Below are 23,113 nucleotides of genomic sequence, written 5' to 3' on the forward strand. Positions count from 1 at the left end.
TATGCAAAATGACTATAGAGTTTTCTATAGTCATTTTTTGACTTGAATTATATAAAATTGATTTGACTTAGTATAAATATCCAAAATAGGTCTATAATTTTAACTAGAATTTATATATTTAAATTAATAGGATTTAAGAATTAAAAGGAGTGATTGTTTGAGTAAAAAGAAGATAGTGATTGCAAGTATTGCTGTATGGATGATGGTTATATTTTTTATGTCTAATCAACCTGGAAATGTATCCTTTGATATATCAGGTAGTTTTATAGATATGCTTAAAAATGTTCCTATAGTAGGAAGTCTATTAAATAATATTTTGGTATCAAATAGTGCTCAGTTTATTATTAGAAAAGGTGCTCATATGTTTTCATATGCAACACTAGCTGTACTATGTTTTATGGTTATTTATGAAGTTAAAAAGTCTAGTAAAAAAGCTACTTATATATCATTTTTAATATCATTTTTATATGCATGTAGTGATGAATTTCATCAATTATTTATACCTGGAAGAGGTGCTCAATTTAAAGATGTAATGATAGATTGTGTAGGTGCTTTTATAGGATTAATGATTGTTAATGCTATAGTTAAAATTAGTGAAAATAAAAAGTCAAAAGCAAGTGCTGACGATTTATAAAATTAAATTTTAATTAATAAACAAAATGGTTAGCGCCATGAAATAAGCATATTTATTATGTTTTTGCAAAAAATTAGAATATAATTATTTTACATAAAGGAGTCTAATATGAAAAAAGAATTAATAGCAACACTTATTATAAGCACAAGTATATTTTGTGTAGCATGTAATAATTCAACACCAGTAAAAGATGAACCACCTAAAGAACAAGCTACACAAACTAAAATAACAATAGAAGAAGCTAAAGATATAGCTTTAAAGCATGCAAAATTAACAAATGATAAAGTTACATTTGTGAAAACTGAAGAGAACATGGACGATGGGGTAAAAACATATGATGTTGAATTTTATGTAGATAAGACTGAATATGATTATGAAATCAATGCAGATACAGGAGAAATCATAGAATTTGACCAAGATATAGAAAACCATGAAATTAAGCAAGATGAAAAGCTTAATAATAATGCAAAGATAACTGAAGAACAAGCAAAAGAAATAGCATTAAAACATGCAAATCTAACAAGTGACAAAGTAAACTTTTCAAAAGTTGAATATGAAATTGATAAGACTACAGGCGTAGAAAATTATGATATAGATTTTTATTATAACAATCAAGAATATAGCTATGATATAGATTCACAAAGTGGAAAAGTTATATCATATGAAATCGATAAAAAGTAAATATACAACTTTAATTATAAGAACACTAACTTAAAGAAGTTAGTGTTTTTTATATACTAAGGTATTATAAATTATATGGTTTGTGGATAAGTTATAATACCAACTGCTAGGCTTGAGCAACGGACCTGTTTTTTAGGTCGTTGGCGACAGGAGCGAAGCGACTTTTTTATTATGGATAGAATTATATTTACTGAATAGTGTGAATTTATTTACTAAAGTTGAATTTTATTGCAAAAAAACTACAATATGGAGAAAAAATATTTAAAAATGATTAAAATTTTGTCTCAACTTTTCATGTCTAAAATGATTTAAAATGGATATAGAGCAAAGATAACGTTTTCGATAAAGGGGTTTGTAAAAATATGTTATCGTAAATTTTATCAATGACATTTTAAAATTACAGGAGGGAATTATGAACACTTTAGTAACAAAATGGAATAATATTAGTTTGGTAAAAAGAATAATAATGGGGCTTATATTAGGGACTGTATTAGCCTTAGTAGTGCCAAGTGCTACACCAATAGCTTTACTTGGATCTTTATTTGTTGGAGCATTAAAAGCAGTAGCTCCAGTATTGGTTTTCTTCTTAGTAATGGCAGCACTTTGCCAACATAAAGAAGGTAAAAAAACAAATATGAAATCAATTGTATTTTTATATCTTTTAGGAACATTGATAGCAGGAATGGTTGCAGTTATAGGAAGTTTTATGTTCCCTATTAAACTGACATTAGTTGCTGGAGCTGAAGGTGTTACACCTCCTGGTGGAGTAGGAGAAGTATTACAGACTTTATTAATGAACGTTGTATCTAATCCAGTAAGTTCATTAGCAAATGCAAATTATATAGGTATATTAACTTGGGCTTTAGTATTTGGTTTAGCTCTTAAGAATTCATCAGATTCAACTAAACAAGTTATAATAAATATATCTGATGCAGTATCTCAAGCAGTTAGATGGATAATAAACTTAGCACCATTTGGGATAATGGGATTAGTATTTGATACAATTGCTACAGCTGGTATAGAATCATTATTTAGTTATGGTCAATTAATAGTATTATTAGTAGGATGTATGGCATTTGTTGCTTTAGTAGTTAACCCAATATTAACTTTTATAGCAACACGTAAAAATCCATATCCATTAGTATTTAAATGTCTTAAGGAAAGCGGCATTACAGCATTCTTCACTCGTAGTTCAGCTGCAAATATACCAGTAAACATGGGATTATGCAAAGACTTAGGTTTAGATGAAGATACTTACTCAGTTTCAATACCACTTGGAGCTACTATAAATATGGGAGGAGCAGCTATAACAATATCTGTACTAGCACTTGCTGCGGCTCATACGATGGGAGTAAAAGTAGATATAGGAACTGCAGTAATATTAAGTGTACTTTCAGCAGTTAGTGCATGTGGAGCTTCTGGAGTTGCAGGAGGATCATTACTTTTAGTACCACTTGCTTGTAGTTTATTTGGTATACCAAATGATATAGCTATGCAAGTTGTTGGTGTTGGATTTATAGTAGGGGTTATACAAGATTCTTGTGAAACAGCTCTAAATTCATCAACAGATGTTTTATACACTGCAATAGCTGAATTTGCGAAAAATAGAAAAGAAGGAAAAGCTAGTAAAGTAGCTTAATATAATAAAAAGCTAATTTAAAATGATTGAAATCATCTTAAATTAGCTTTTTTCATACTAAAGTATTTTAAATCCACTTTTTATAGCATCATGAGGACAAGATTTTTTACACTTACCGCATCTTATACAATCAATACTCTTAGGTTCTTCATAAATTTTTATCTCCATATGACAAGATTTACTGCAAAGTTTACAGCTTGTACATTTATCTTTGTCTATAGTATATTGATAAAAACTAAATCTATTAAATAAAGAATAAAAAGCTCCTAATGGACAGATATATCTACAAAATGGTCTGTATATAAATACAGATGATATTATCATAACCAGCAGTAAAAATATCTTCCAGTTAAATAAAAATCCTATAGTTTGTCTTAGAGATTCATTTAATAATACTAAAGGTATACCACCTTCTAGTATACCCGCGGGACATATAAATTCACAAAAGTATGGTTTTGATATGCCAAATTCATTAGTTAAAAACATAGGCATAAGTATTACAAAAGTAATAAGTATAACGTATTTTAAATATTTTAATACGTTATCTATTTTTTTATTTACTTTTACTTTTCTAATTTTTATTTTATAAAGTAGATCTTGGAAAAATCCAAATGGGCAAATCCACCCACATATAAATCTGCCAAAGATTATCCCAAACAAAGACATAATACCTATTACATAAAATGAGAATTTATATTTGATGCCACCTAATACAGCTTGTAGAGAACCTATTGGGCATGAACCCATTGCTCCTGGGCATGAATAACAGTTTAATCCTGGAACACATATTTTTTTAGAGTTACCTTTATATATATTTCTTTCTAAAAAGCCTTTGACATTAGCATTGGTAATTATTGTTGCAAATATTTGAGTTAAAGTTCTTTTATCCAATTCCTATACACTCCAAACATATATTAATTGCTTTATTAAAAACTACCTTAACTTCACTTCTATTAACTCCAAATGCTATAAAACCAATGCTTAAAAAAAGTATGATGTACTTTATAAATCTATCTTTCATATTATTATTTTTCACTTTCTAATAGCTTTTTTATGTTATCCATATATGAATCTCTACTTTGAGCACCCAATATTTCTTCACCTACAATATTTCCATCTTTATCTACAAATATTGTTGTAGGTACTCCCATAAGATTTTTTAATAGTCCTTTTTCTAATTTTTCATCACAAGATAAATTATCAAATTTAACTCCTTTTTCAGTTAATATTTTTTTAGCTAACTCAATAGTTTCTTCATTGTTAGCATCATTTACTATTCCTAATATATTTACATCTAATTTTTTCGCTTCTTCAGATAGCTTTTGTAAATCTGGCATTTCCTTGATACAAGGATCACAATAAGTTCCCCATATATTTATCATAGTCAGTTTATAATCTTTGAATATAGAACTGTCGATATTTTTTCCATCTATTGTTTTACCAGTAAATTCTACTTTAGTTTCTTGTATTTGTTGTTCTTGATTATCAGAAGAAGTGCTTATATCATTTTTTTCAGTTGATTTTGAACAAGCAACCAAACTTAATGCTGCTATTAAAAATCCTGTTATTAAAATTCTTTTTTTCATATTTATTACCCCCATAAACTTTAAATTAAAGTTATATAAACTGCATTTAAAAATTATCATTCTTTATGTGAATTTTCAACTGTTTTGACATGAATAGTAAATTTAGAGCCCCAATTAGCATGTTTTAAGAGTAAATATAACTCTAGAAGTATTACAAAAATTATACTTATGGGTAGTGTTTTAAAAGTTTTTATAAAAATATAATATATGTATAAATGTTGAGAGAACAGTCAATCAAAAGGCGATTTTAAAAAGGAGGAACTAATTTATGATAACTTTAGAAACGATAGTGTCTCATAGAGGAGATTTAGATGCTACTGATTTAGACGGTGAAATAGTAATGATGGACTTAGACAAAGGCCAATACTTTGCTTTAAATGGTGTAGGTAGTAGAATATGGCAAGAACTAGAACAGCCTATTAAAGTAGGTGAAATAGTTGATACACTTATTGGCGAATATGATGTAGATAGAGAAACTTGTGAAAAAAGTGTATTAGAATTTGTAATGGGATTAGACAATGCAGAGCTTTTATCAATGGGTTAAAAGAATAAATAAGTTTTTATTTAAGATAAGCATAAAAGAAAAGCTTTTGTTCATAGAAGCTTTTTTTTTAACAGGTTTAATGAGAGCTAAAATACTAAAGGTTCCTTTCAATAAATTAAAAGAAGAATTAGGTACATACAACACTGAATCGGCAGATGATGTAGTACTAGATGATTATAAAAAAGCAAAAATAGTAAGAGATGTTGTGGTAACAATAAGTAAGTTTACTCCTTGGGAAAGCTTGTGTTTAGTCCAAGCTATGACTGTTCAGAGGATGCTTAAAAAACGTGGAATTTCAACTACTATATACTTAGGTGTCAACAAAGAAAATCAAAATATGATAGCACACGCATGGATTAGATGCGGACAGATGTTTGTAACAGGCGGAGATGGTAGTGGGTATGCTACAGTTGCTAAATTTTCCAATTAATACAATTTAGATTAAGTTTAAATAAGGTTTATATTTAATTTCATCACAACTAAATTAATAAAAACTTTTTTAGGTACAGAAATCAAACCTTTAAGACTTATATTATTAAATTATTCTAATGTATCATATATAGTGAAAATAAATAATAGCTTTGAATAAATTTACTATTCATACTTAAAAAAAGGCTATTCAAACAGTATTTATTGAAATATATGAAAAAAAGTGTATTATTAATATGAGCTAGTATATCTGTGCCTATTTTAGGAACTATACAGGATTATGAATAATAATTATGCTTGGTGGGTAACCAAATCAATAACAGTATTTTTATAAAAGAAAGGTTTAGAATATGATATTATCTATAATTTTAATAATCTTTTCTTTAATTCAACTTTGTAGACCATATAAAAATAAAAATATTTTATTTTACATAATGCATTTATTAATTATTATAGTCAATGTTATATTTTTATTAGTTGATTTAACAGGAATTAAAAGCAAAGCTGTAGATATTGTATTAATAATAGCAACATTTATAATGGTGTGCATTTATTTATATAATAAAATAACTAAACATAAAAACTATAACTTATAGTTTTTATGTTTAGTTATTTTTGAAAATATTAAAATGATGAAATATATTACTAGTAAAGCATATAGGTGCATTTACAGAAAAATAATTCAAACAAATGATAAATGATATAAAGTAAAAGAAAGTTACTATATATAGACTTTTACATGAAAGGATAATTTTATGAAGTATATAAGCAAAATACCAGAAGGGGATATTAATTTGAAAAATGAAATGATTAATAAGGGTTGGAAAATGCTAAAAGAACCAAAAAATTTACTAATAGCAACCCTTATATCATTACCTATATCAATATTAAACATCTATTTATGTATATTATTTATGAAATGGATAAATAAAGACCTAGTAACAGTTACTAACTCTATTATTCATGGTGGTAGTATAAGCTTTACAATAAAGTTTAGATACATAATATACATATATTTATACATATTACTTCATGAAATTGTCCATTTGATTTTTATTCCTAATTTTACTAAATCCAAATCAACATTTATTTCAGTTAAATTATGGGGAGGGTTTGTTTATACAGAAGAAACAATAAAGAAAAGTAGGTATTTAGTTATAACAATATTGCCTTTTATAATGTTATCTTTTGTACTTCCTTTCATAATGACTTTAATGGGACTTGACCCAATAATTATTTTAACTTTATCAATTATAAACTCAGCTGGATCATCAGTTGATGTATTATCATTTATATTATTATTGCTTCAAATTCCTAAAAATGGGGTTATAAAAAATAATGGAATGAGCACATTTTACCTTAGTAATCAATAAATAAAAAGCAGATAGATTTATGTAAAAATAAATCTATCTGCTTTTATTAATTTTTTAAAGAAATTGACGCTTTTCTATATTATTTGATTTAAATACTTCATCTACTAAATTCATTTGATAAGAACTTACTTTTATAATTCTTTGAGTATATGAACGCCCAGATTTAAACTTTAGTTCAATAGAGTTAATAACTTTATTTTTAGAATGTTCCTTAGTCCATCTGTATGCTGAAATGTTATCCCAAGGAATAAAGTTTTCAAATGTAAGTATACCTTCATCATATACAATGTTATTTTGTTTTTTAGGTGATAAACAAGAAAACATAACAATAGAAATAACATATAAGTTTAAAACATGCATCATATCTAAAGTTTCTTTTAAAAGCTCATTTTTAGGAATATCTTTAAAATCAACTAAAAATCCTAACACAAGAAATATAATTGAAAGTATAAAGAACCATTTAGTAGGTTTAAGTACTGATTCATACCAATTTGGCTCTTTGTAGCTTTGTATATGAAAAATAGGTTCTTTTTTAGATAGAGTTTTACTTTTTTTGTATGCTTTTATAGTTCCAAAAATAAGTGGTAGATATAACACAAAAATAGCCATGTTTACTAAAAGATCTATAATTGAATAAGTATTATTTATATAAGCATAAATTGTCATTGATGAAAGTGAGGTAATAAAAAATAAGAATAAACTTATTGTAAATATTCTATTTTTGTTAGACACCTTATCTTTAAAGTCAGTGCTTAAAGTATCAGGATTCCCCATTTGCATTAAAGCTTTTGATGTTGCTTCCTCAATAGAAAATCCATCATTTGTATATTCACAAATATAACTTTCAATATGATCTTTTAGCTCATCCTTTATATCCTGTGCACGTTCCTCAGTTGAGACAAATCTACATACAGATTGTAAAAATTTATCTACAGTACTTTCTTTAGTAGTCATTAAAATCACCCTCCCAGTACAAAATCCATTGTTTTGCTAAATATTTTCCATTCATTTTCCCTACTTTTTAATTCTTTTAACCCCTTAGTTGTAATCTTGTAGTATTTTCTACGTCTACCATTTTCAACATCCCAAAACGATTCTATAAACTTATTTTTTTCAAGGTCATGTAAAATAGGGTATAGAGTACCTTCTTTAAATAAAAACACTCCACCAGATTTGTTTTCAATTTCCTTAATCATACCGTATCCATAAAGTGGCTGCTTTTTTAATGCATTTAGGATAATGGTAACTGTACTTCCTTTTATAAGTTCTTTATTTATAACCAACACCTCGGATTCCTATGTATTATATTTATTATAATAATTACAAATTTTGGAAAAGTCAAGTGCTACTATGATGAAGTATTTTTTTACGCAACGGACGAAGTCGTTGGCGATAGGAGCTAAGCGACTTTTTTATATTTTTTAAATACAACGAAACGAGATAGTATAATATTTATTGGGCAGTTGAGCACAAAACTATGAAAGTGATTCATATTTATGCTTTTAATAGTTAAATGACAATAAAAGGTTGCAGTATCATAATTATAGATATAAAAATTATAGAAATATGTCAAAAGTGTTATATTTGAGACACTAGTTTGTTATATTTGGATGATATATTTATAGCATACACAAAAGATAATTTTTAGGAGGGGAATATGAGTATAGTAAAAATTAATGATTTAAAAAAATACTATGGGAAAGATGAAAGTTTAGTTAAGGCTTTAGATGGAGTAACATTTGAAGTAAATAAAGGAGAATTTGTTTGTATTGTAGGAACATCAGGAAGTGGAAAAAGTACGTTACTTCATATGATAGGTGGACTTGATAGACCAACAAAAGGAAATATAGCTATAAATAATAATGATATATTTAAATTAAATGATGAGGAGCTTACAATATTTAGAAGAAGAGAAATAGGGTTTGTATTTCAACAGTTTAATTTAATTCCTATTTTAAATGTTTATGAAAATATAGTATTACCAATAGAACTTGATGGTAACAAAATAGATGAAGAGTATGTAAATACTGTTATAACATCATTAGGATTGGAAAGCAAGGTTAACAATTTAACTAATAACCTATCAGGAGGACAACAACAAAGAGTAGCAATAGCAAGAGCTTTAGCTACTAAGCCATCAATAATACTAGCTGATGAGCCTACTGGTAACTTAGATAGCAAGACTAGTCAAGATGTTATGGGTCTATTAAAAACTATGAGTCAAAAATTCAATCAGACTATTATAATGATAACTCACAATCAAGAAATTTCACAAATGGCAGATAGAGTTATAAGGATAGAAGACGGGAAGATTTTATCTAAGGTGGTGAGTGAATAATGATTCGAACTAATAATAAGGAAGTTATTAATAGGCTATCAAAAAATAGCTTTAAATATAATAAAGGAAGAAACAAGTTTGCAATAGTATCTATAATACTTACAACATTACTTTTTACAGCATTTTTTACTATACAAATGAGTATGATAAAATCAACACAGTATGAAAGTATGCGTATGGTAGGAGGTACGTTCCATGGTGGTTTTAAGAATTTAAATACAAAAGAGTATGAAAAAATCAAAGATAACAAGTTAATTAAGGAAAAAGGAATATCTATATTTGTAAATTTAGCGCAAAATAAAGAACTTGCAAAAAGACAAACAGAAATAAAATATGGTGATAAAAATTATATAGAAAATTGTTTCGCCAAACCATTTAAAGGAGATATTCCTAAAAATAAAAATGAAATATTAGTAGATACATTAACATTAGATGCTTTAGGAATACCTAAAGGAATAAATCAAAAAATAAATCTAAAATATTTTATCGAAGGGAAAGAATACAATACAGAATTTAAAATAAGTGGCATATATAAAGGCGACAAAGTTTCAATGGCAAGCATACTTTATGTATCAAAAGACTTTGTAGAAGAAGAGCTCAAAGGAGTTGACCAAGAAAAATCTAAAAAAAGCGGCGAAGGTACAGGTCTTATATCTTTAGAAGTTAATTTTTCAAATTCTTTCTTTATAGAAGAAAAGCTAGAGAAGGTATTGATAGAAAGTGGATTAAACACAAAAAAAATAAACAATGGTGTAAACTGGGCATATACAAGTGTAAATCTTGAAGAAAATAGAGGAGCAGTTTTTGGGGCTATAGGATTTTTAGCTATTATAATGTTTGCTGGTTATTTAATTATATATAATGTTTTTTATATATCTATAGTAAAAGATATAAAGTTTTATGGACTCTTAAAAACTATTGGAACGACTAAAAAACAAATAAATAAAATTATTATAAAACAAGCTTTAAAAATGTGTACAATTGGTATACCTATAGGAGTCGCTCTAGGTTATTTTATAGGGGCAATATTAACTCCACTTGTAATAGGGCAGACAACTATAGTAAATGCTGAAATTTCTGCAAGTCCAATTATATTTATAGGATCTATATTATTTTCATTAATAACCGTATTGATTAGTATACATAAGCCAAGTAAAATAGCATCTAAAGTATCACCGATAGAAGCATTAAGATATAGTGGAGTACGTGAAAAAACTAGAAAAAAATTTAAAAAAACAAACAGTGGAGCAAAAATTAAAAACATGGCTTTATCTAATGTATTTAAGAATAAAAGAAAGTCATTTATAGTTATAGCATCATTATCATTAAGTATTATACTTTTAAATGTGGTATACACCATAATATATGGGCTTGATATGGATAAGTATTTAGTTAATTTAATAGGTACAGACTTTACAGTAGGAGATACAAGCTTTTATAGATGGGAGTACGGTTTCGGTAATTATTCTGATGCATTAACTGAAGATATTTGTAAAGAAATTGAAAATTTAGATGGCGTTGATAGCGTAGATAAAATATATAACAAAGGTATTGATTTACCATTAATTGATGAAATGAAAAAAAATATTGAACTTAAAAAATCCTCTGTGGAGCAAGAAGATCAAAATTATATTAATAAAGTATTAAAAGATAAAAAAATTCCAACAGAGTGCTATGGAATTGATGAAGGTATATTACCATTTATAGAAAAATATTTAACTAAGGGAAAAATAGATATAGAAAAGTTTAAAAGTGGTAACTATATTATTTTAGATGAAAATTGGTATATGGGGAGATTATTAGATGTTGGAAGTAAAGTTACTATACCTTTTGAAAATGGGCAAAGCAAAGAATATGAGGTTATGGCAACTGTTCAAGTTATTCCTTTATATTTACGTACAGGGTGCGTAAATGCAGTAGGAAATGATATGTATTTACCAATAAATGAATTTAAAAATATTGCAAATAATAAATCTGTAATGACTGCTATGTTTAATGTTGATGATAGTCAAATAAATAATGTGAAAAATTATTTAGATAATAAAATAAAAACAAATCCGACATTAGATAATAAAATGAAATTAACATATATAAATGCGTTTGAAGATATGGCAAATACATATAAAATAGTAGGATATGGGCTTAGTTTTGTATTAGGGTTGATAGGGATTTTAAACTTTAATAATGTAATGATGACAAATATTATAAGTAGAAAAAGAGAGTTTGCAATACTAAAAGGTGTTGGTATGACTGAAAATCAGCTTAAGAAATTAGTGAAATTAGAAGGATTGTATTATGCTTTATTGACAATTTTTATAGTTGTTGTAATTGGGCTACCTCTTACTAAGAAATTAGTGACTTTAGTAGCTGGAGGTATGATGATTTTTAGTTATAAATTTACAATGTTACCTATAATAATATCATCTCCTATATTAATTATTATATCTATAATTGTACCTGCAATTTGTATTAAATATACAGAGAAAAATAGTATAGTAGAAGCATTAAGGGAAAATGAATAAACAAAAATGAAGTTATCAAACTAAAAACTAGGATGATACTTTTACATAAAGTAACCCAAAGGGAAGAAGTAGGTAGATTTGAACAATAATAAATCTATCTACTTTTTTTAAGCAACGGACAAAGTCGTTGGCGTCAGGAGTAAAGCGACTTTTAAGCAACGGACGAAGTCGTTGGCGTCAGGAGTAAAGCGACTTTTAAGCAACTTACGAAGTCGTTGGTGACATGAAGTATAGCGCCCACACAGTGGCTTAATCAAAGCGAATTTTTTATTCTTTAAAGGATAAATATAGAGTTTGTCAAATAATACAGAAAGATAATTAATATATAAAGGTGGGATAGCATGAACCATAAAGGAACAGTGATACTAGAAACTGAAAATTTAATTTTAAGAAAGTTTGTGCCAGCAGATGCAAAGGCTATGTATGAAAATTGGGCAAATGATTCAGATGTTACGGAATTTTTAACTTGGAAACCACATGAAAGTATAGATGTTACTAAAGATATTTTAAATAGCTGGATAGATAAGTACAAAAATGATGATTTTTATCAATGGGCTATTACATTAAAATCAAATGGATACGAACCTATTGGAAGTATCAGTATAGTACATAAAGATGAAGCTATAAATCTGGTTCATGTTGGGTATTGTATAGGTAAAAAATGGTGGAAACAAGGTGTTACATCAGAAGCATTAGGTGCTTTAATTAAATTTTTTATTGAGGAAGTTGGCGTAAATCGTATTGAAGCAAGACATGACCCACTTAATCCTAATTCAGGTAAGGTAATGCTAAAATGTGGAATGAAATATGAAGGAACTATGAGACAAGCAGATATAAATAACAAAGGTATTTGTGATTATTCTATGTATGGAATACTTACAAGCGATTATAAAAATTAGATATATAAGATAGTTTATAACTTAGGAGCTTAGGCTCCTTTTTTTAAGCAACGGACAAAGTCGTTGGCGCCATGAAGCAAAGCGAAATTTTAAGCAACGGACAAAGTCGTTGGCGCCATGAAGCAAAGCGAAATTTTAAGCAATGAATAGTTATTGGGGGACTTAAAGTGACCATTCATGCACTATTTATTGAAAATTAATTTCCTAAAACCTATATTAGTGTATATAGAATGATAAAATTCAAATGGAGGCGATTTTGTGAAAGATTCTAAATCTATAAATTTAATAACATTTATTTTAACTTATATATTAGCTCGATTTATAGGTAAAGTAACAGGTTTTAATTATAATTTATTCAGTGGTATAAATGTTAATTTATTGTATGACCTATTGATATGGGGTGCATTGTATTTTTCATTTGATTGGATTTTAAATAAATACTTTGCTAAAAAAAGTAATAGTTCTAACGAGGATTAGGCTTTTAAATATACTATATAAGTAGTATAGGAAGGATGAATTAATATGAGTATTAATATTAAAAGATGCTTATTTTCAATAGCATTAATTTGTGCAAGTATGGTTAGTTTTATAACTAAATCTAAAGTAGGATTTCAACTTTCAATTGCTATAATTGGAGTTCCTCTCGCGTTTTTGTTTTTAGTTAGATTAGTTTTGCCTGAGATTAAATTATTAGATGAAAAGTCTAATGAGTATAGCGCATTATCAGAAATAGAGAAGTTTGGATCAGTAGTGAACTTAGTGTTAATAGGCATTTGGGTAATTACTGAAGTTTATTGTTTAATGATAATTTAACATAGCAATTAATAAACTTCAAATTAAAGATTTATATTGCTAATTAAGATAGAGCATAAAGACATTAAGAGAAAAATGTTAACAATGAATATATTAAGGAGTAGAATGTATGCTAACAATTAGTAGGGAGAATGTATATAGAGACAATTTAAGAAGTTATAAAATTATTATAGATGGAAATTACTGTGATGAGATTAAGTGTGGAGAGATAAAAAATATAAATCTTGCTCCAGGGAATCATACAATATATTTAAAAATAGATTGGTGTAGGAGTAATAAAATAGACTTTACTGTTTTAGAGAATGAGACGGTAGAATTTGAATGTGGTAATTCTATGGATAAGTGGAGAATTCTACTTGCAATTATTTATATAACATTTCTTAAAAATAAGTATTTATGGATAAGAAAAAAATAAACTAATAATATATCATAGATTAGTAGTCATAAATATCTAATATTTATTAAAATAGTGGAGTAAACTTCAATATGACAGAACTTATAGTTATTATATTTAATTAAATTAAATTATTTAGGAGGATAGATAAATTCATGTGTATTTATCTATCCTTTTTTCTATACTCAGATGGAGTACATCCTATATTTTTACTAAATATCTCAGTAAAATAACTAGAACTATTAAAACCACATTTAAGTGCTATTTCAGTAATTGAATAACTCGGATTATTAAGTAACTCAATACTTTTCTCTAAACGATACTCTGTTAGATAAGAAATTGGAGACTTATTCAAAAGTGATTGAAAAATCTTACAGCAATTACTTCTACATATATTTCCGGCTAAAGCAATATCACTAAGCGTAATTTTATTTTGATAATTTTGTTGAATATATCCAGTCATATTGTGCATAGTCTCAAGATTTTTATCAATATTATCTTTTTTATATACTTGGTCATTTATTACATTATGATAGAGAACATGACATATAGAATACAAAGCACTCATAACTTGTAATTCAAATCCATCTTTTTCCTCATTACAAAGGTTATATATATCAACTAACATATCTATAAAATTTTTCTGCCAGATAACAGATGAATCAAATATAAAAAATGGATGAGACTTATCATTATATACTGGCATAAGATATGATTTTTTTATTAGATCTATGCCAGAAAGTAGGGACGGTGGTAATAAGATACAAATAAAAGTACAGTCAGATCCATCCGCAGAATAACCATAGTGCATTTGTTTAGAATTTATAAACATAGCTTGATTTTCTTTTAATTCATAACTATTACCATTTACTGAAAAATTCATTTTACCCTTTTTTACTACTATAAACTCAAAATCTTCGTGCCAATGATTCACAGCCGACATATTTGGATAGCTTGAGAGTAAATTTTCTTTTGCTACTATAGTAAAATTACTGAAAGTATAAGTAATATTTTCTAAATTATTATCTAATAATTCCATTTCTATCATTAAATCACCTCGATACATAATATACGATTGTTATAAAAAAACATTCAATTCTTATATTATACAGCATTACAATGGAATATTATTATAGAATGTTAAGAAAGTTAATGGAAAATTTTTAGACGTATTTAAATTAAAAGAGCAAAGGGGAGAGACGTAATGTTGAAATTTTTATTAATTATTATTTATATAGCATTTATTAGTTTAGGACTACCAGATGCTATATTAGGTTCTGCTTGGCCTATGATTCATCAAGATTTAGATGTTTCTATATCATCAGCAGGAATAGCTACTATGATTATAGCTGGTGGAACTATAATTTCAAGCTTTTTTAGTTCTAAATTAATAAGTAAATTTGGAACAGGTAAAGTTACAGCTTTTAGTGTTTTATTAACAGCTGCTGGCTTATTAGGTATATATTTTTCGCCAAGTTTTGTATGGATTTGTTTACTAGGAATACCATTAGGATTAGGAGCAGGAGCAGTAGATTCTGCGCTTAACAACTTTGTAGCAATTCATTATGAGGCAAAACATATGAACTGGCTTCATTGCTTTTGGGGAATTGGTGCAACATCAGGTCCATTTATCATGTCTTTATATTTACTTAAAGAAAATGGATGGAGAATGGGATATGCAACTATAGGGATTGTTCAAGCTATATTAGCTGTAAGTTTATTTATTTCATTACCGCTTTGGAAAAAAGTCGAGGTTAAAGATAGTGAAGATGAAAATAATTGTAGTGAGGTAAAACTTTCGGTGTTATTAAAATTACCAGGAGCTAAACCTGCGCTAATATCATTTTTCTGTTATTGTTCAGTAGAGTTGACAGCTGGACTATGGATTAGTTCTTATTTAGTTGTAAAAAATGGGTTATCAGCAGAATTAGCAGCCAAATGGGTATCTTTATATTATTTAGGTATTACAGTGGGCAGATTTTTAGCTGGATTTTTAGCTATGAAACTAAATAACAAACAAATGATTAGAATAGGGCAAATCATAGCTATCATTGGAGTAATATTATTAGCTATTCCTTTACCAAATAACATGCAGTTAATAGGGATAATATTAATAGGGCTAGGTTGCGCACCAATATATCCTGCAATGCTTCATGAAACTCCAAATAGATTTGGAAAAGAATTATCTCAAGGTATCATGGGAATTCAAATGGCTACAGCTTACGTAGGTAGTACTTTCGTGCCACCATTATTTGGTATATTATCTAAGTTTAGCGGGTTTGGTATCTTGCCTATTTTTTTATTAATGCTATTAATATTAATGGTAGTTACATCTGAACGAGTAAGTAAAGTATGTAATAAAAATATAAAAATAGAGTGTTAATTTAAATTTGTATTTATCTATTCGGGGCTTAAAAATAACTATTCAAGTCAAATATATTGAAAAATATATCTAGAATATATACCATAAAGATGAAATACATTAGAGTAGATAATGCATTGATTATTTAACTTAATAATTTATGGGGGGGGGAGTTTTATGTCTACAGATATTAAGGATATAAAACGAGAGATAAAATATTTCTTGTTAGTAAATTTCGGACTTATTGCTTTTATATCGATTTTTTTATTTATATCAACATTAAAGCCAGATAGTAGTAAGTTTATAAGTAATTTTGCTGGATTATTTATGTATATTCCTGCATTTTCAGTAATTGTTGTTTTGAAAAAAGTTTCTAATTACGAGTTTAATCAAAAGGTAGAGAAGTTCTTTAAGTTTTTTGCTATAGCTACTATAGTAAGGTTAGTTGTAGCAATATTAGATGTACTTGTATTTAAAAATATTATTACTTCATCAGTGGTAGATGCCTGTGTATCTTTATACCTTTTAGGAGTTGTTTTATTTAATGGATCTGAATTTGAGTCAATTAATTTATCATTAAATAAAAATCTAAAAAAAGTTTTAATTGTAGTAGCGATATTTTTAGCAATACTTATTGCTAAAATAGTTATTACTGCTATATCAGACGAATCAATTACAATAAATATAAAAGGTGTTATTTTAACAGTAATAATGGGACTTATTATGAATTTCCTTTTAGGATTTAATTTATTTTTTGGAGAAGAATTTGGATGGAGATATTTCCTTCAGCCAAGACTTCAAAAGCTTTATGGCAAAAAATCTGGAGTATTAATTTTAGGATTTATATGGGGGATTTGGCACTTACCACTTTGTTTTACTTTGTATAGTCCTAAAACACCTATTTTTTGCGTGATCCTTCATGTAACATATTGCATGTTATTAGGAGTATTTTTAGGATATGCATATATGAAAACTGAGAATATTTGGTGTCCAATATTAATACATTTAGCAAATAATAGTATTATTGTAATACTTGCAGGTGGATATGAATCTGTACTTACACCAGTAGATCTTTTAATGAACATTGTGCTTAATGGTATATTCTTTTTACCATTTTTATTTGCAAAAGAATACAAGTCTAAGACTATTGAAGAACAATCAAATTTAGATTTGTAGTATAGATATAAATATATAAGTTTATAAAATTATAGGTGAAGTCAGTAAATCTATTGTTAGAGTATAATTAGCTTTATTTAAATGTGAAGTTTGATGAGTTAAAGTTGTATAAATAAAAGGAGTGATACATATTAATGTATCACTCCTTTTATTTAGTTTATGAAAAATTATAGATTATTATTGTGAATAACACTAATTATTTCAAATTAAAACGTTAAGTAGTATAAAAATTATTCTAAAGAGTAATATTATTAAGATAATTTTGAAAATATAATATATATGATCTTTACTGAGTTATTAAAATTTAAAAGGGGTGAAATTATGAAAATATGGGAGCAACCTAAAATTATTAGTTTAGGGATAAAAGAAACTTATGGAAAAGGTAATGGAAATGGAAATGGTGAGCACACAGATCCTAATAATAAACCATCTCAGCATCCTGATTGGACATGGTGTAATAAGCATAATCAATGGCATCCGCAAAATCATATAAGTTAACAATATAAACAAAAAAGATTAAGTAAAAAATTTACTTAATCTTTTTTTTATTTATATTCAAATTTATCAATAACAGTTAAATTAAATAAGAGCCAGCAACATATCCGTAACTATTATTAAACTTAATTCTAACCCAACCAGAATTTAAGTTATATAAAACCTCTACTTTTTCACCTTTTCTTAACTTTCCTATAATCTTTTCAGAACTAGATGGACCACTTCTAACATTTAGTACATCTGTATTACATTTCATAAATGATGAGTTTGAAGGAGTATTAGTTTCAGACTTAGAAAGGTACTGTGTACTTACATACGCATATCCTCCATTGAAGCTGATCTTAGACCATCCATTACTTAAATTGGCTACAACGTTTACCTTATCTTTATACTTTAAACTACCTACAATAGAATCGCTTGGAGTAGGACCTTTTCTTATATTTAAAGAAGTTACATTACATTGCATTGTAGCATTAACATTATTACTTCCACTACTATTATTGTTGTTGTTATTTCCGCTGTTGTTATTACCGTTACTATTTTCTTTTATATCCTTTAAGTAGTGAGAGCTAACATATCCATATCCACTGCCATACTTTATTCTACTCCATCCATTAGATGTAGTGTATGCTACATAAACTCTATCCGTTTTATAAACTTTTCCAATTATTGAATCAGAAGTAGAAGGACCTTTTCTTACATTCAAACTAGCAGTAGTACATTCCATAAGTTTTAAAGAACTATTAGTATCGTTATCGTTTTGAGGTGGCTTATTAGTAGCAGTTATATTTTTTAGATAATTAGAAGATACATATCCAACTGTGTTATTATGTTTTACTAATGTCCAGATTCCAGATTTTTCAACTACATTTACAGTTGTACCTTTTTTTAATGTTGATATTATTGGATAACTTGTACTAGGACCCGTTCTAAAATTAAGATTCTGTAAAGTCTCTGCTTGAGCCGGTTGAGCACTTATAGTAGCGATACTAGTCAAAGTAAGTGCAAGTGCCCCTAAAGACCCCATTGATAATTTTTTTTTCATCTTCATTATAAATCCCCCACATTAAATTTTAGTCATATACATTTATTTAGTTACTATAAATTTCATTGTAGTAATTGTTATTATCTTGATTTTTATTTAATGAATTTTACACATATATATAAGAAATAAAATCCATTTGATGGAAATAAATAGTTATATGATAGATTTTAAGTTTTTTTGACGAATTATAAAATTACTCTCGGGAGTAGTATTACTGGGCACTTGTGATAAGTAGTTATGCTAGACTAATTTCTAATTGAGGGCTATCATTACAATCTTCTTCTATTAGATATCCGTTATCTAATTTTAATATCCTATCACATATAGATAAAGCCTTAGGTCTATGCGTAATGATAATACAAGTAGGTTTGTGCTCTAAACTTTTAATTGATTCTAATACACTAACTTCTGTTTTTTCATCTAAAGCAGATGTTGATTCATCTAATATAAGTATAGGCTTAGTTCTTAAAAATGCTCTAGCAATAGCAATTCTTTGAGCTTGACCTTCTGATAATCCAAGCCCTTTTTCTCCGATTTTAGTATCAAATCCATCATCTAACTTATTTATAAAATCAAGTGAACAAGATAATTCACATGCTTTTACAATATCCTCATAAGATGCATCTTTATTTCCATATAATAAGTTCTCCGTTATTGTTCCAGAGAATAACGTATTTCCTTGAGGTATATAAGATATTAAATTACGATGATCCTTTGATAATAATTCTTTGAAGTTATTGTTTTTTAAATAGATATCACCATTTTCAGGATGTATTAATGATAACAATAGTCTAATTAAAGTAGTTTTTCCTTGTCCAGAAGGTCCGACTATAGCTATTGTTTCACCAGGATTTATAGTACATGAAATATTTTTTAATATATTAACATCTTCTTTATATCCAAATGATACATTATCAAGTTCTATAACTGGGTTATTGCTTATTAATACATTTGTAGCATCAGTTCCTTTTTCTAAAGTCATTGACTCAATTTCCATAAGCCTTTCAGTTGCAGCTAATGAGGAAATTATAGGAGAATAGCATCCCATTAAGCTAGATAAAGGATATTCTATTTTATTAAATAATTGAAGTAGGGCAGTCATAGTACCAAATGTTATAGCTCCTTTAACTAAGCTTAAAGCGCCCCAACAAAATACTACAAAGTAAGCAGCAGAAGAGCCTATAGAGAAAAGCATTCCTGTTAAAGAAGTAAATAAGCTTTGTTTTAGTGATAAATTTAGTTTTTGATTTTGTATTCTATCTAAATTATTAATTGTTTTTTTCTCATTACAAAATGTTTTTACAATCATAAGGTTTTGAAGTGATTCTTGAACAAATGAAGTATATTCAATATTTTTATCTTGTATATCTTTATAGAACTTTTTTAACCTTCTTGAACATAGCTTATTTATTAAACCTATAACAGGCAAAATTACAATTGTAAATATTGCTAGAGTAGGTTCTATTTTTAATAAAGTGAAAAAAGAAATACTAAGCATAATTATAGATGTAATTATAGATGGAATAGTACCACATATAAAGTTATTAATAGTAGAAGTATCACTAGTAATTCTAGTCATTAATCCAGCACTATGAAATTTTGAAAGCTCCATCCATTCACTATAAGTAAGGTGACTAAAGTATTCTTTTTGAAGTCCATTTAGTATTTTATTAGATGAATAAGTAGATAAAAATGATCTAAGTGTACCTAATAATATAGATGAAAGCATAATAGTACCCATTACAATAAGCCACTTAGTCACACCGTCTAGATTTTTATTTATAGCAGAATCTATTAATGATTTTGAAATCATAGCATTATATACACTTATAGCAGATAATATAGATCCTATAATAGTTGCCGCTGTAAGTGTTATAATACCAGGCTTACTTTTTTTATAAATCCATTTCAGTTTATTTATTGTTTCTTTCATTTTAAAATATCCCCCAATTAATATTAAAAGCTTAATTAACAAATAGATTATAAGTGTTTGTAAATTACAAATCTATAAAATGAATTAAGAATAACTACTTTGGGTCTAAAGATAGTTCTTAAGTATTAATTGAGTATAATGCTGTAATTAACACTTAAGTATAGTAACAATATAACTGATAAGTATTATATATAATTGCAAAAATAAGGAATATAATAATAAGAAAACATATTAATTAGGGGGAGAAAAAAGTGAATAGAAAAAAATGGATAAAACCAAATATTTTAGTATTAAAATTACAAGATACAAAAAATCAGAAAAATACACGTTCAAGTTGGATATGTAGTTGCGATGAAAATAATAAATTTGGATCAATAGGGGATGTAATTTCACACCTAAATGATTTTTGGGCTAACAAGCCAAATGGAACAGAACATTGGACTAAACAAATATCGTAAAATAGTGGAAATTATGATTACTTAATATAAAAATTATACCTAAGTATAATTAAAACTTGATTATATAAATGATATCATTAAAAATATTAATTTATATAGTCAGGAGAAAAATTATGAATGTAGAAAACAAGAAGTATCTTTATAATGTTTATGGGTTAAATATAGAATCAGAACTAATGGTACCAGAATTAACGATATTGGACACAATTTATAAAGATAATATAGATGTTAAAATTATTTTTGATTTTATGAATGAAGATATAAAACAAAAAATATGTAAAAAAGAAATAGCAGGTTATAATGGTAATGAAGTATGGTTTCACATAGAAAAGGTAGGTACATATTTAATTCAAAATGGAGATACTGTAACAATTGAACTTTGTGAAAATCCAGATTTAAATATACTAAAAGTATATATATTAGGAAGTGTTTTAGGAATTATTCTACTACAAAGAAATACTGTTGCAATACATGGTGGATCTATAGTAATAAATAATAAGGGATGTATATTTACAGGGGACAAAGGAGCGGGAAAATCTACTTTAACTACAGCTTTAAGACAAAGAGGGTATGATTTTGTATCTGATGATGTTGGAGCTATAGAATTAAGTGATATACCTATGATAAATCCTGGATTTGGGTATCAAAAACTATGTGAAGATGCAATGACAAAGCTAGGATATGATTCATCTAAGTATACTCCATTTAGAAGTGATATGAATATAAAGTATATAGTTCCTGCACTTGATAATTTTGTAAGCGAAAAAGTACCTTTTAATGCTCTATTTGAAATAGAGCAGGGGGATATACAAAAAGTAGAAGTAGTAGAAGTAATAGGTAATGAAAAATTACGAAAGATAATAAAAAATGTATTTAGAATAGAAGTGCTTATGTACTCGGGGGGAGTTCCAGGAGATTATTTTAAAAAGTGCATAGAGATTGCAAAACATATAAAGTTTTATAAAATAACAAGACCTAAAAATAAATTTACAGTAAATGAACAAATTGATATTATAGAAAATATTATTTATCAAAGAAATGATAAAATATTAAAAAAATTAGGATAAAAAATGAGTTAGCTCAACATAGAGCTAACTCATTTTTTACTATCTACATACAGTAGTATTTCCATCAACACTTTGAATAGCACTCAAATTAGATGCGTTTCCAAGCACATATATAGTATATATTCTATTTGGTTTCAAAGTAATCTTTAAAGGTAATACTACTGTACCATCACTGTTTAACACAATTTTAATACTATATTGTCCAGGTGATACACCTTGATACATACTACCTTTTCTAAACTCAATATCCTCAAAAGCTTTTTTATCATTAACTAAAACATCTACAGCAGGAGCATCTGGAGATAGATGAACTACTCTGAAAAAGCTATACATGTCAAATGGTTGTTGAGATATAGAATCCTCAATAACTATTAGAGATAAATCATCTAAGTTTCCTGTAGCAGCTACAGTATATATATCACTATCATCAATTTCCAACACTTGACTTATAACAGGATTTTCTTTTGTGCCAGCTACATATACATCTATGTTATAGTCACCTTCTTTTAAAGGTATATATTGAGAGAAATCCATGAACTTAAGATTCTCAACTGAAAGATCACCATTAACATATACATCTACAGCCGGTGCTTGAGGTGAAGCATGAAAAACTCTAACTAAAGAGCTATCTTTAGGCATTTTCATACAATCCATATTTATTATCCCCCTTTAAATCCATACTTTTACCATATAATAGTATGCAAGTATAATTTTAAAGGTTACAT

26 protein-coding genes are annotated in these 23,113 nt (G+C 27.1%); 17 read left to right on the forward strand and 9 right to left on the reverse strand.

Annotated elements, in window-relative coordinates; translation table 11 throughout:
* Positions 1-157: 157 nt before the first annotated feature.
* The 3 genes from NWE74_RS16900 (at position 158) to sstT (ending at position 2,954) form a co-directional block, all read left to right on the forward strand.
* The gene (locus NWE74_RS16900) at positions 158-634 is read left to right on the forward strand and encodes a VanZ family protein (RefSeq protein WP_258244138.1); all 477 of its coding nucleotides are present in this window, start codon (positions 158-160) and stop codon (positions 632-634) included.
* Between the two features lie 108 nt (positions 635-742).
* Positions 743-1,315, forward strand: coding sequence for a PepSY domain-containing protein (locus NWE74_RS16905; protein ID WP_258244139.1), 573 nt, complete (start codon positions 743-745; stop codon positions 1,313-1,315).
* A 412-nt stretch (positions 1,316-1,727) separates the two neighbouring features.
* Entirely contained in the window at positions 1,728-2,954 is a 1,227-nt protein-coding gene (gene sstT, locus NWE74_RS16910) for a serine/threonine transporter SstT (RefSeq protein WP_258244140.1), read from the forward strand.
* A gap of 57 nt (positions 2,955-3,011) precedes the next feature.
* Here the strand turns inward: sstT and NWE74_RS16915 are convergent, their stop codons facing one another.
* From NWE74_RS16915 to NWE74_RS16925, 3 genes are read right to left on the reverse strand one after another with little or no spacing between them, the layout of a single operon-like run.
* Complete coding sequence (locus NWE74_RS16915) at positions 3,012-3,845, reverse strand: 4Fe-4S binding protein (RefSeq protein WP_258244141.1); 834 nt, start codon at positions 3,843-3,845, stop codon at positions 3,012-3,014.
* Complete coding sequence (locus NWE74_RS16920; protein WP_092725930.1) at positions 3,838-3,975, reverse strand: CD1871A family CXXC motif-containing protein; 138 nt, start codon at positions 3,973-3,975, stop codon at positions 3,838-3,840. Before NWE74_RS16920 ends, NWE74_RS16915 begins: the two co-directional genes overlap by 8 nt.
* Positions 3,976-3,979: 4 nt before the next feature.
* A complete protein-coding gene (locus tag NWE74_RS16925) occupies positions 3,980-4,540 on the reverse strand; it encodes a TlpA family protein disulfide reductase (protein WP_258244142.1) in 561 nt (186 codons plus the stop codon).
* Between the two features lie 268 nt (positions 4,541-4,808).
* Between NWE74_RS16925 and NWE74_RS16930 the strand changes: the two genes are divergently transcribed.
* From NWE74_RS16930 to NWE74_RS16940, 3 genes are all read left to right on the forward strand, one after another.
* Entirely contained in the window at positions 4,809-5,084 is a 276-nt protein-coding gene (locus NWE74_RS16930; RefSeq protein WP_258244143.1) for a lasso peptide biosynthesis PqqD family chaperone, read from the forward strand.
* The gene (locus tag NWE74_RS16935) at positions 5,059-5,514 is read left to right on the forward strand and encodes a lasso peptide biosynthesis B2 protein (RefSeq protein WP_258244144.1); all 456 of its coding nucleotides are present in this window, start codon (positions 5,059-5,061) and stop codon (positions 5,512-5,514) included. The genes NWE74_RS16930 and NWE74_RS16935 overlap by 26 nt, the downstream gene beginning before the upstream one ends.
* A 754-nt stretch (positions 5,515-6,268) precedes the next feature.
* The gene (locus tag NWE74_RS16940; RefSeq protein WP_258244145.1) at positions 6,269-6,886 is read left to right on the forward strand and encodes a DUF3267 domain-containing protein; all 618 of its coding nucleotides are present in this window, start codon (positions 6,269-6,271) and stop codon (positions 6,884-6,886) included.
* 54 nt (positions 6,887-6,940) lie between these two features.
* Here the strand turns inward: NWE74_RS16940 and NWE74_RS16945 are convergent, their stop codons facing one another.
* Positions 6,941-7,840: a permease prefix domain 1-containing protein gene (locus NWE74_RS16945; protein WP_258244146.1), complete on the reverse strand. Its 900-nt coding sequence runs from the start codon at positions 7,838-7,840 to the stop codon at positions 6,941-6,943.
* A gap of 5 nt (positions 7,841-7,845) precedes the next feature.
* Positions 7,846-8,172, reverse strand: a complete 327-nt coding sequence (locus NWE74_RS16950; protein ID WP_330385802.1) for a PadR family transcriptional regulator — start codon at positions 8,170-8,172, stop codon at positions 7,846-7,848.
* Between the two features lie 371 nt (positions 8,173-8,543).
* Between NWE74_RS16950 and NWE74_RS16955 the strand changes: the two genes are divergently transcribed.
* From NWE74_RS16955 to NWE74_RS16980, 6 genes are all read left to right on the forward strand, one after another.
* On the forward strand, positions 8,544-9,224 hold the full coding sequence (locus NWE74_RS16955) for an ABC transporter ATP-binding protein (RefSeq protein ID WP_258244147.1): 681 nt from the start codon (positions 8,544-8,546) through the stop codon (positions 9,222-9,224).
* Positions 9,224-11,746 carry an ABC transporter permease gene (locus NWE74_RS16960; protein ID WP_258244148.1) on the forward strand — a complete coding sequence of 841 codons (2,523 nt, stop codon included), beginning with the start codon at positions 9,224-9,226 and terminating at the stop codon, positions 11,744-11,746. The genes NWE74_RS16955 and NWE74_RS16960 overlap by 1 nt, the downstream gene beginning before the upstream one ends.
* Positions 11,747-12,087: 341 nt before the next feature.
* Positions 12,088-12,645 (forward strand): GNAT family N-acetyltransferase, encoded by a 558-nt coding sequence (locus NWE74_RS16965; RefSeq protein ID WP_258244149.1) that lies wholly within the window; start codon positions 12,088-12,090, stop codon positions 12,643-12,645.
* A gap of 258 nt (positions 12,646-12,903) precedes the next feature.
* Positions 12,904-13,122, forward strand: coding sequence for a hypothetical protein (locus tag NWE74_RS16970; protein ID WP_258244150.1), 219 nt, complete (start codon positions 12,904-12,906; stop codon positions 13,120-13,122).
* 45 nt (positions 13,123-13,167) lie between these two features.
* On the forward strand, positions 13,168-13,458 hold the full coding sequence (locus NWE74_RS16975; protein ID WP_258244151.1) for a hypothetical protein: 291 nt from the start codon (positions 13,168-13,170) through the stop codon (positions 13,456-13,458).
* Between the two features lie 109 nt (positions 13,459-13,567).
* Positions 13,568-13,873, forward strand: a complete 306-nt coding sequence (locus tag NWE74_RS16980; protein WP_258244152.1) for a hypothetical protein — start codon at positions 13,568-13,570, stop codon at positions 13,871-13,873.
* A gap of 142 nt (positions 13,874-14,015) precedes the next feature.
* Here the strand turns inward: NWE74_RS16980 and NWE74_RS16985 are convergent, their stop codons facing one another.
* The gene (locus NWE74_RS16985; RefSeq protein ID WP_258244153.1) at positions 14,016-14,900 is read right to left on the reverse strand and encodes an AraC family transcriptional regulator; all 885 of its coding nucleotides are present in this window, start codon (positions 14,898-14,900) and stop codon (positions 14,016-14,018) included.
* Positions 14,901-15,056: 156 nt separating this feature from the next.
* Here NWE74_RS16985 and NWE74_RS16990 point away from each other — a divergent pair, with 156 nt between their 5' ends.
* From NWE74_RS16990 to NWE74_RS17000, 3 genes are all read left to right on the forward strand, one after another.
* Positions 15,057-16,235, forward strand: coding sequence for an MFS transporter (locus tag NWE74_RS16990; protein ID WP_258244154.1), 1,179 nt, complete (start codon positions 15,057-15,059; stop codon positions 16,233-16,235).
* Positions 16,236-16,391: 156 nt separating this feature from the next.
* Positions 16,392-17,390, forward strand: a complete 999-nt coding sequence (locus tag NWE74_RS16995; RefSeq protein ID WP_258244155.1) for a CPBP family intramembrane glutamic endopeptidase — start codon at positions 16,392-16,394, stop codon at positions 17,388-17,390.
* A 321-nt stretch (positions 17,391-17,711) separates the two neighbouring features.
* Complete coding sequence (locus NWE74_RS17000; protein WP_258244156.1) at positions 17,712-17,888, forward strand: hypothetical protein; 177 nt, start codon at positions 17,712-17,714, stop codon at positions 17,886-17,888.
* 76 nt (positions 17,889-17,964) lie between these two features.
* On the opposite strand, the gene NWE74_RS17005 is transcribed toward NWE74_RS17000, so the two are convergent.
* Positions 17,965-18,936, reverse strand: coding sequence for an SH3 domain-containing protein (locus tag NWE74_RS17005; RefSeq protein ID WP_258244157.1), 972 nt, complete (start codon positions 18,934-18,936; stop codon positions 17,965-17,967).
* A 229-nt stretch (positions 18,937-19,165) separates the two neighbouring features.
* Complete coding sequence (locus NWE74_RS17010; RefSeq protein ID WP_258244158.1) at positions 19,166-20,863, reverse strand: ABC transporter ATP-binding protein; 1,698 nt, start codon at positions 20,861-20,863, stop codon at positions 19,166-19,168.
* A gap of 251 nt (positions 20,864-21,114) precedes the next feature.
* On the opposite strand from NWE74_RS17010, the gene NWE74_RS17015 reads away from it, so the two are divergent.
* Together NWE74_RS17015 and NWE74_RS17020 are read left to right on the forward strand one after the other, a co-directional pair.
* A complete protein-coding gene (locus NWE74_RS17015) occupies positions 21,115-21,321 on the forward strand; it encodes a hypothetical protein (protein WP_258244159.1) in 207 nt (68 codons plus the stop codon).
* A gap of 113 nt (positions 21,322-21,434) precedes the next feature.
* A complete protein-coding gene (locus NWE74_RS17020) occupies positions 21,435-22,388 on the forward strand; it encodes a hypothetical protein (protein WP_258244160.1) in 954 nt (317 codons plus the stop codon).
* 39 nt (positions 22,389-22,427) lie between these two features.
* On the opposite strand, the gene NWE74_RS17025 is transcribed toward NWE74_RS17020, so the two are convergent.
* A complete protein-coding gene (locus NWE74_RS17025; RefSeq protein ID WP_258244161.1) occupies positions 22,428-23,042 on the reverse strand; it encodes a DUF4397 domain-containing protein in 615 nt (204 codons plus the stop codon).
* Positions 23,043-23,113 lie beyond the last annotated feature (71 nt).

The sequence above is a fragment of the Romboutsia lituseburensis genome (assembly GCF_024723825.1).
GTDB classification, from domain to species: domain Bacteria; phylum Bacillota; class Clostridia; order Peptostreptococcales; family Peptostreptococcaceae; genus Romboutsia_F; species Romboutsia_F lituseburensis_A.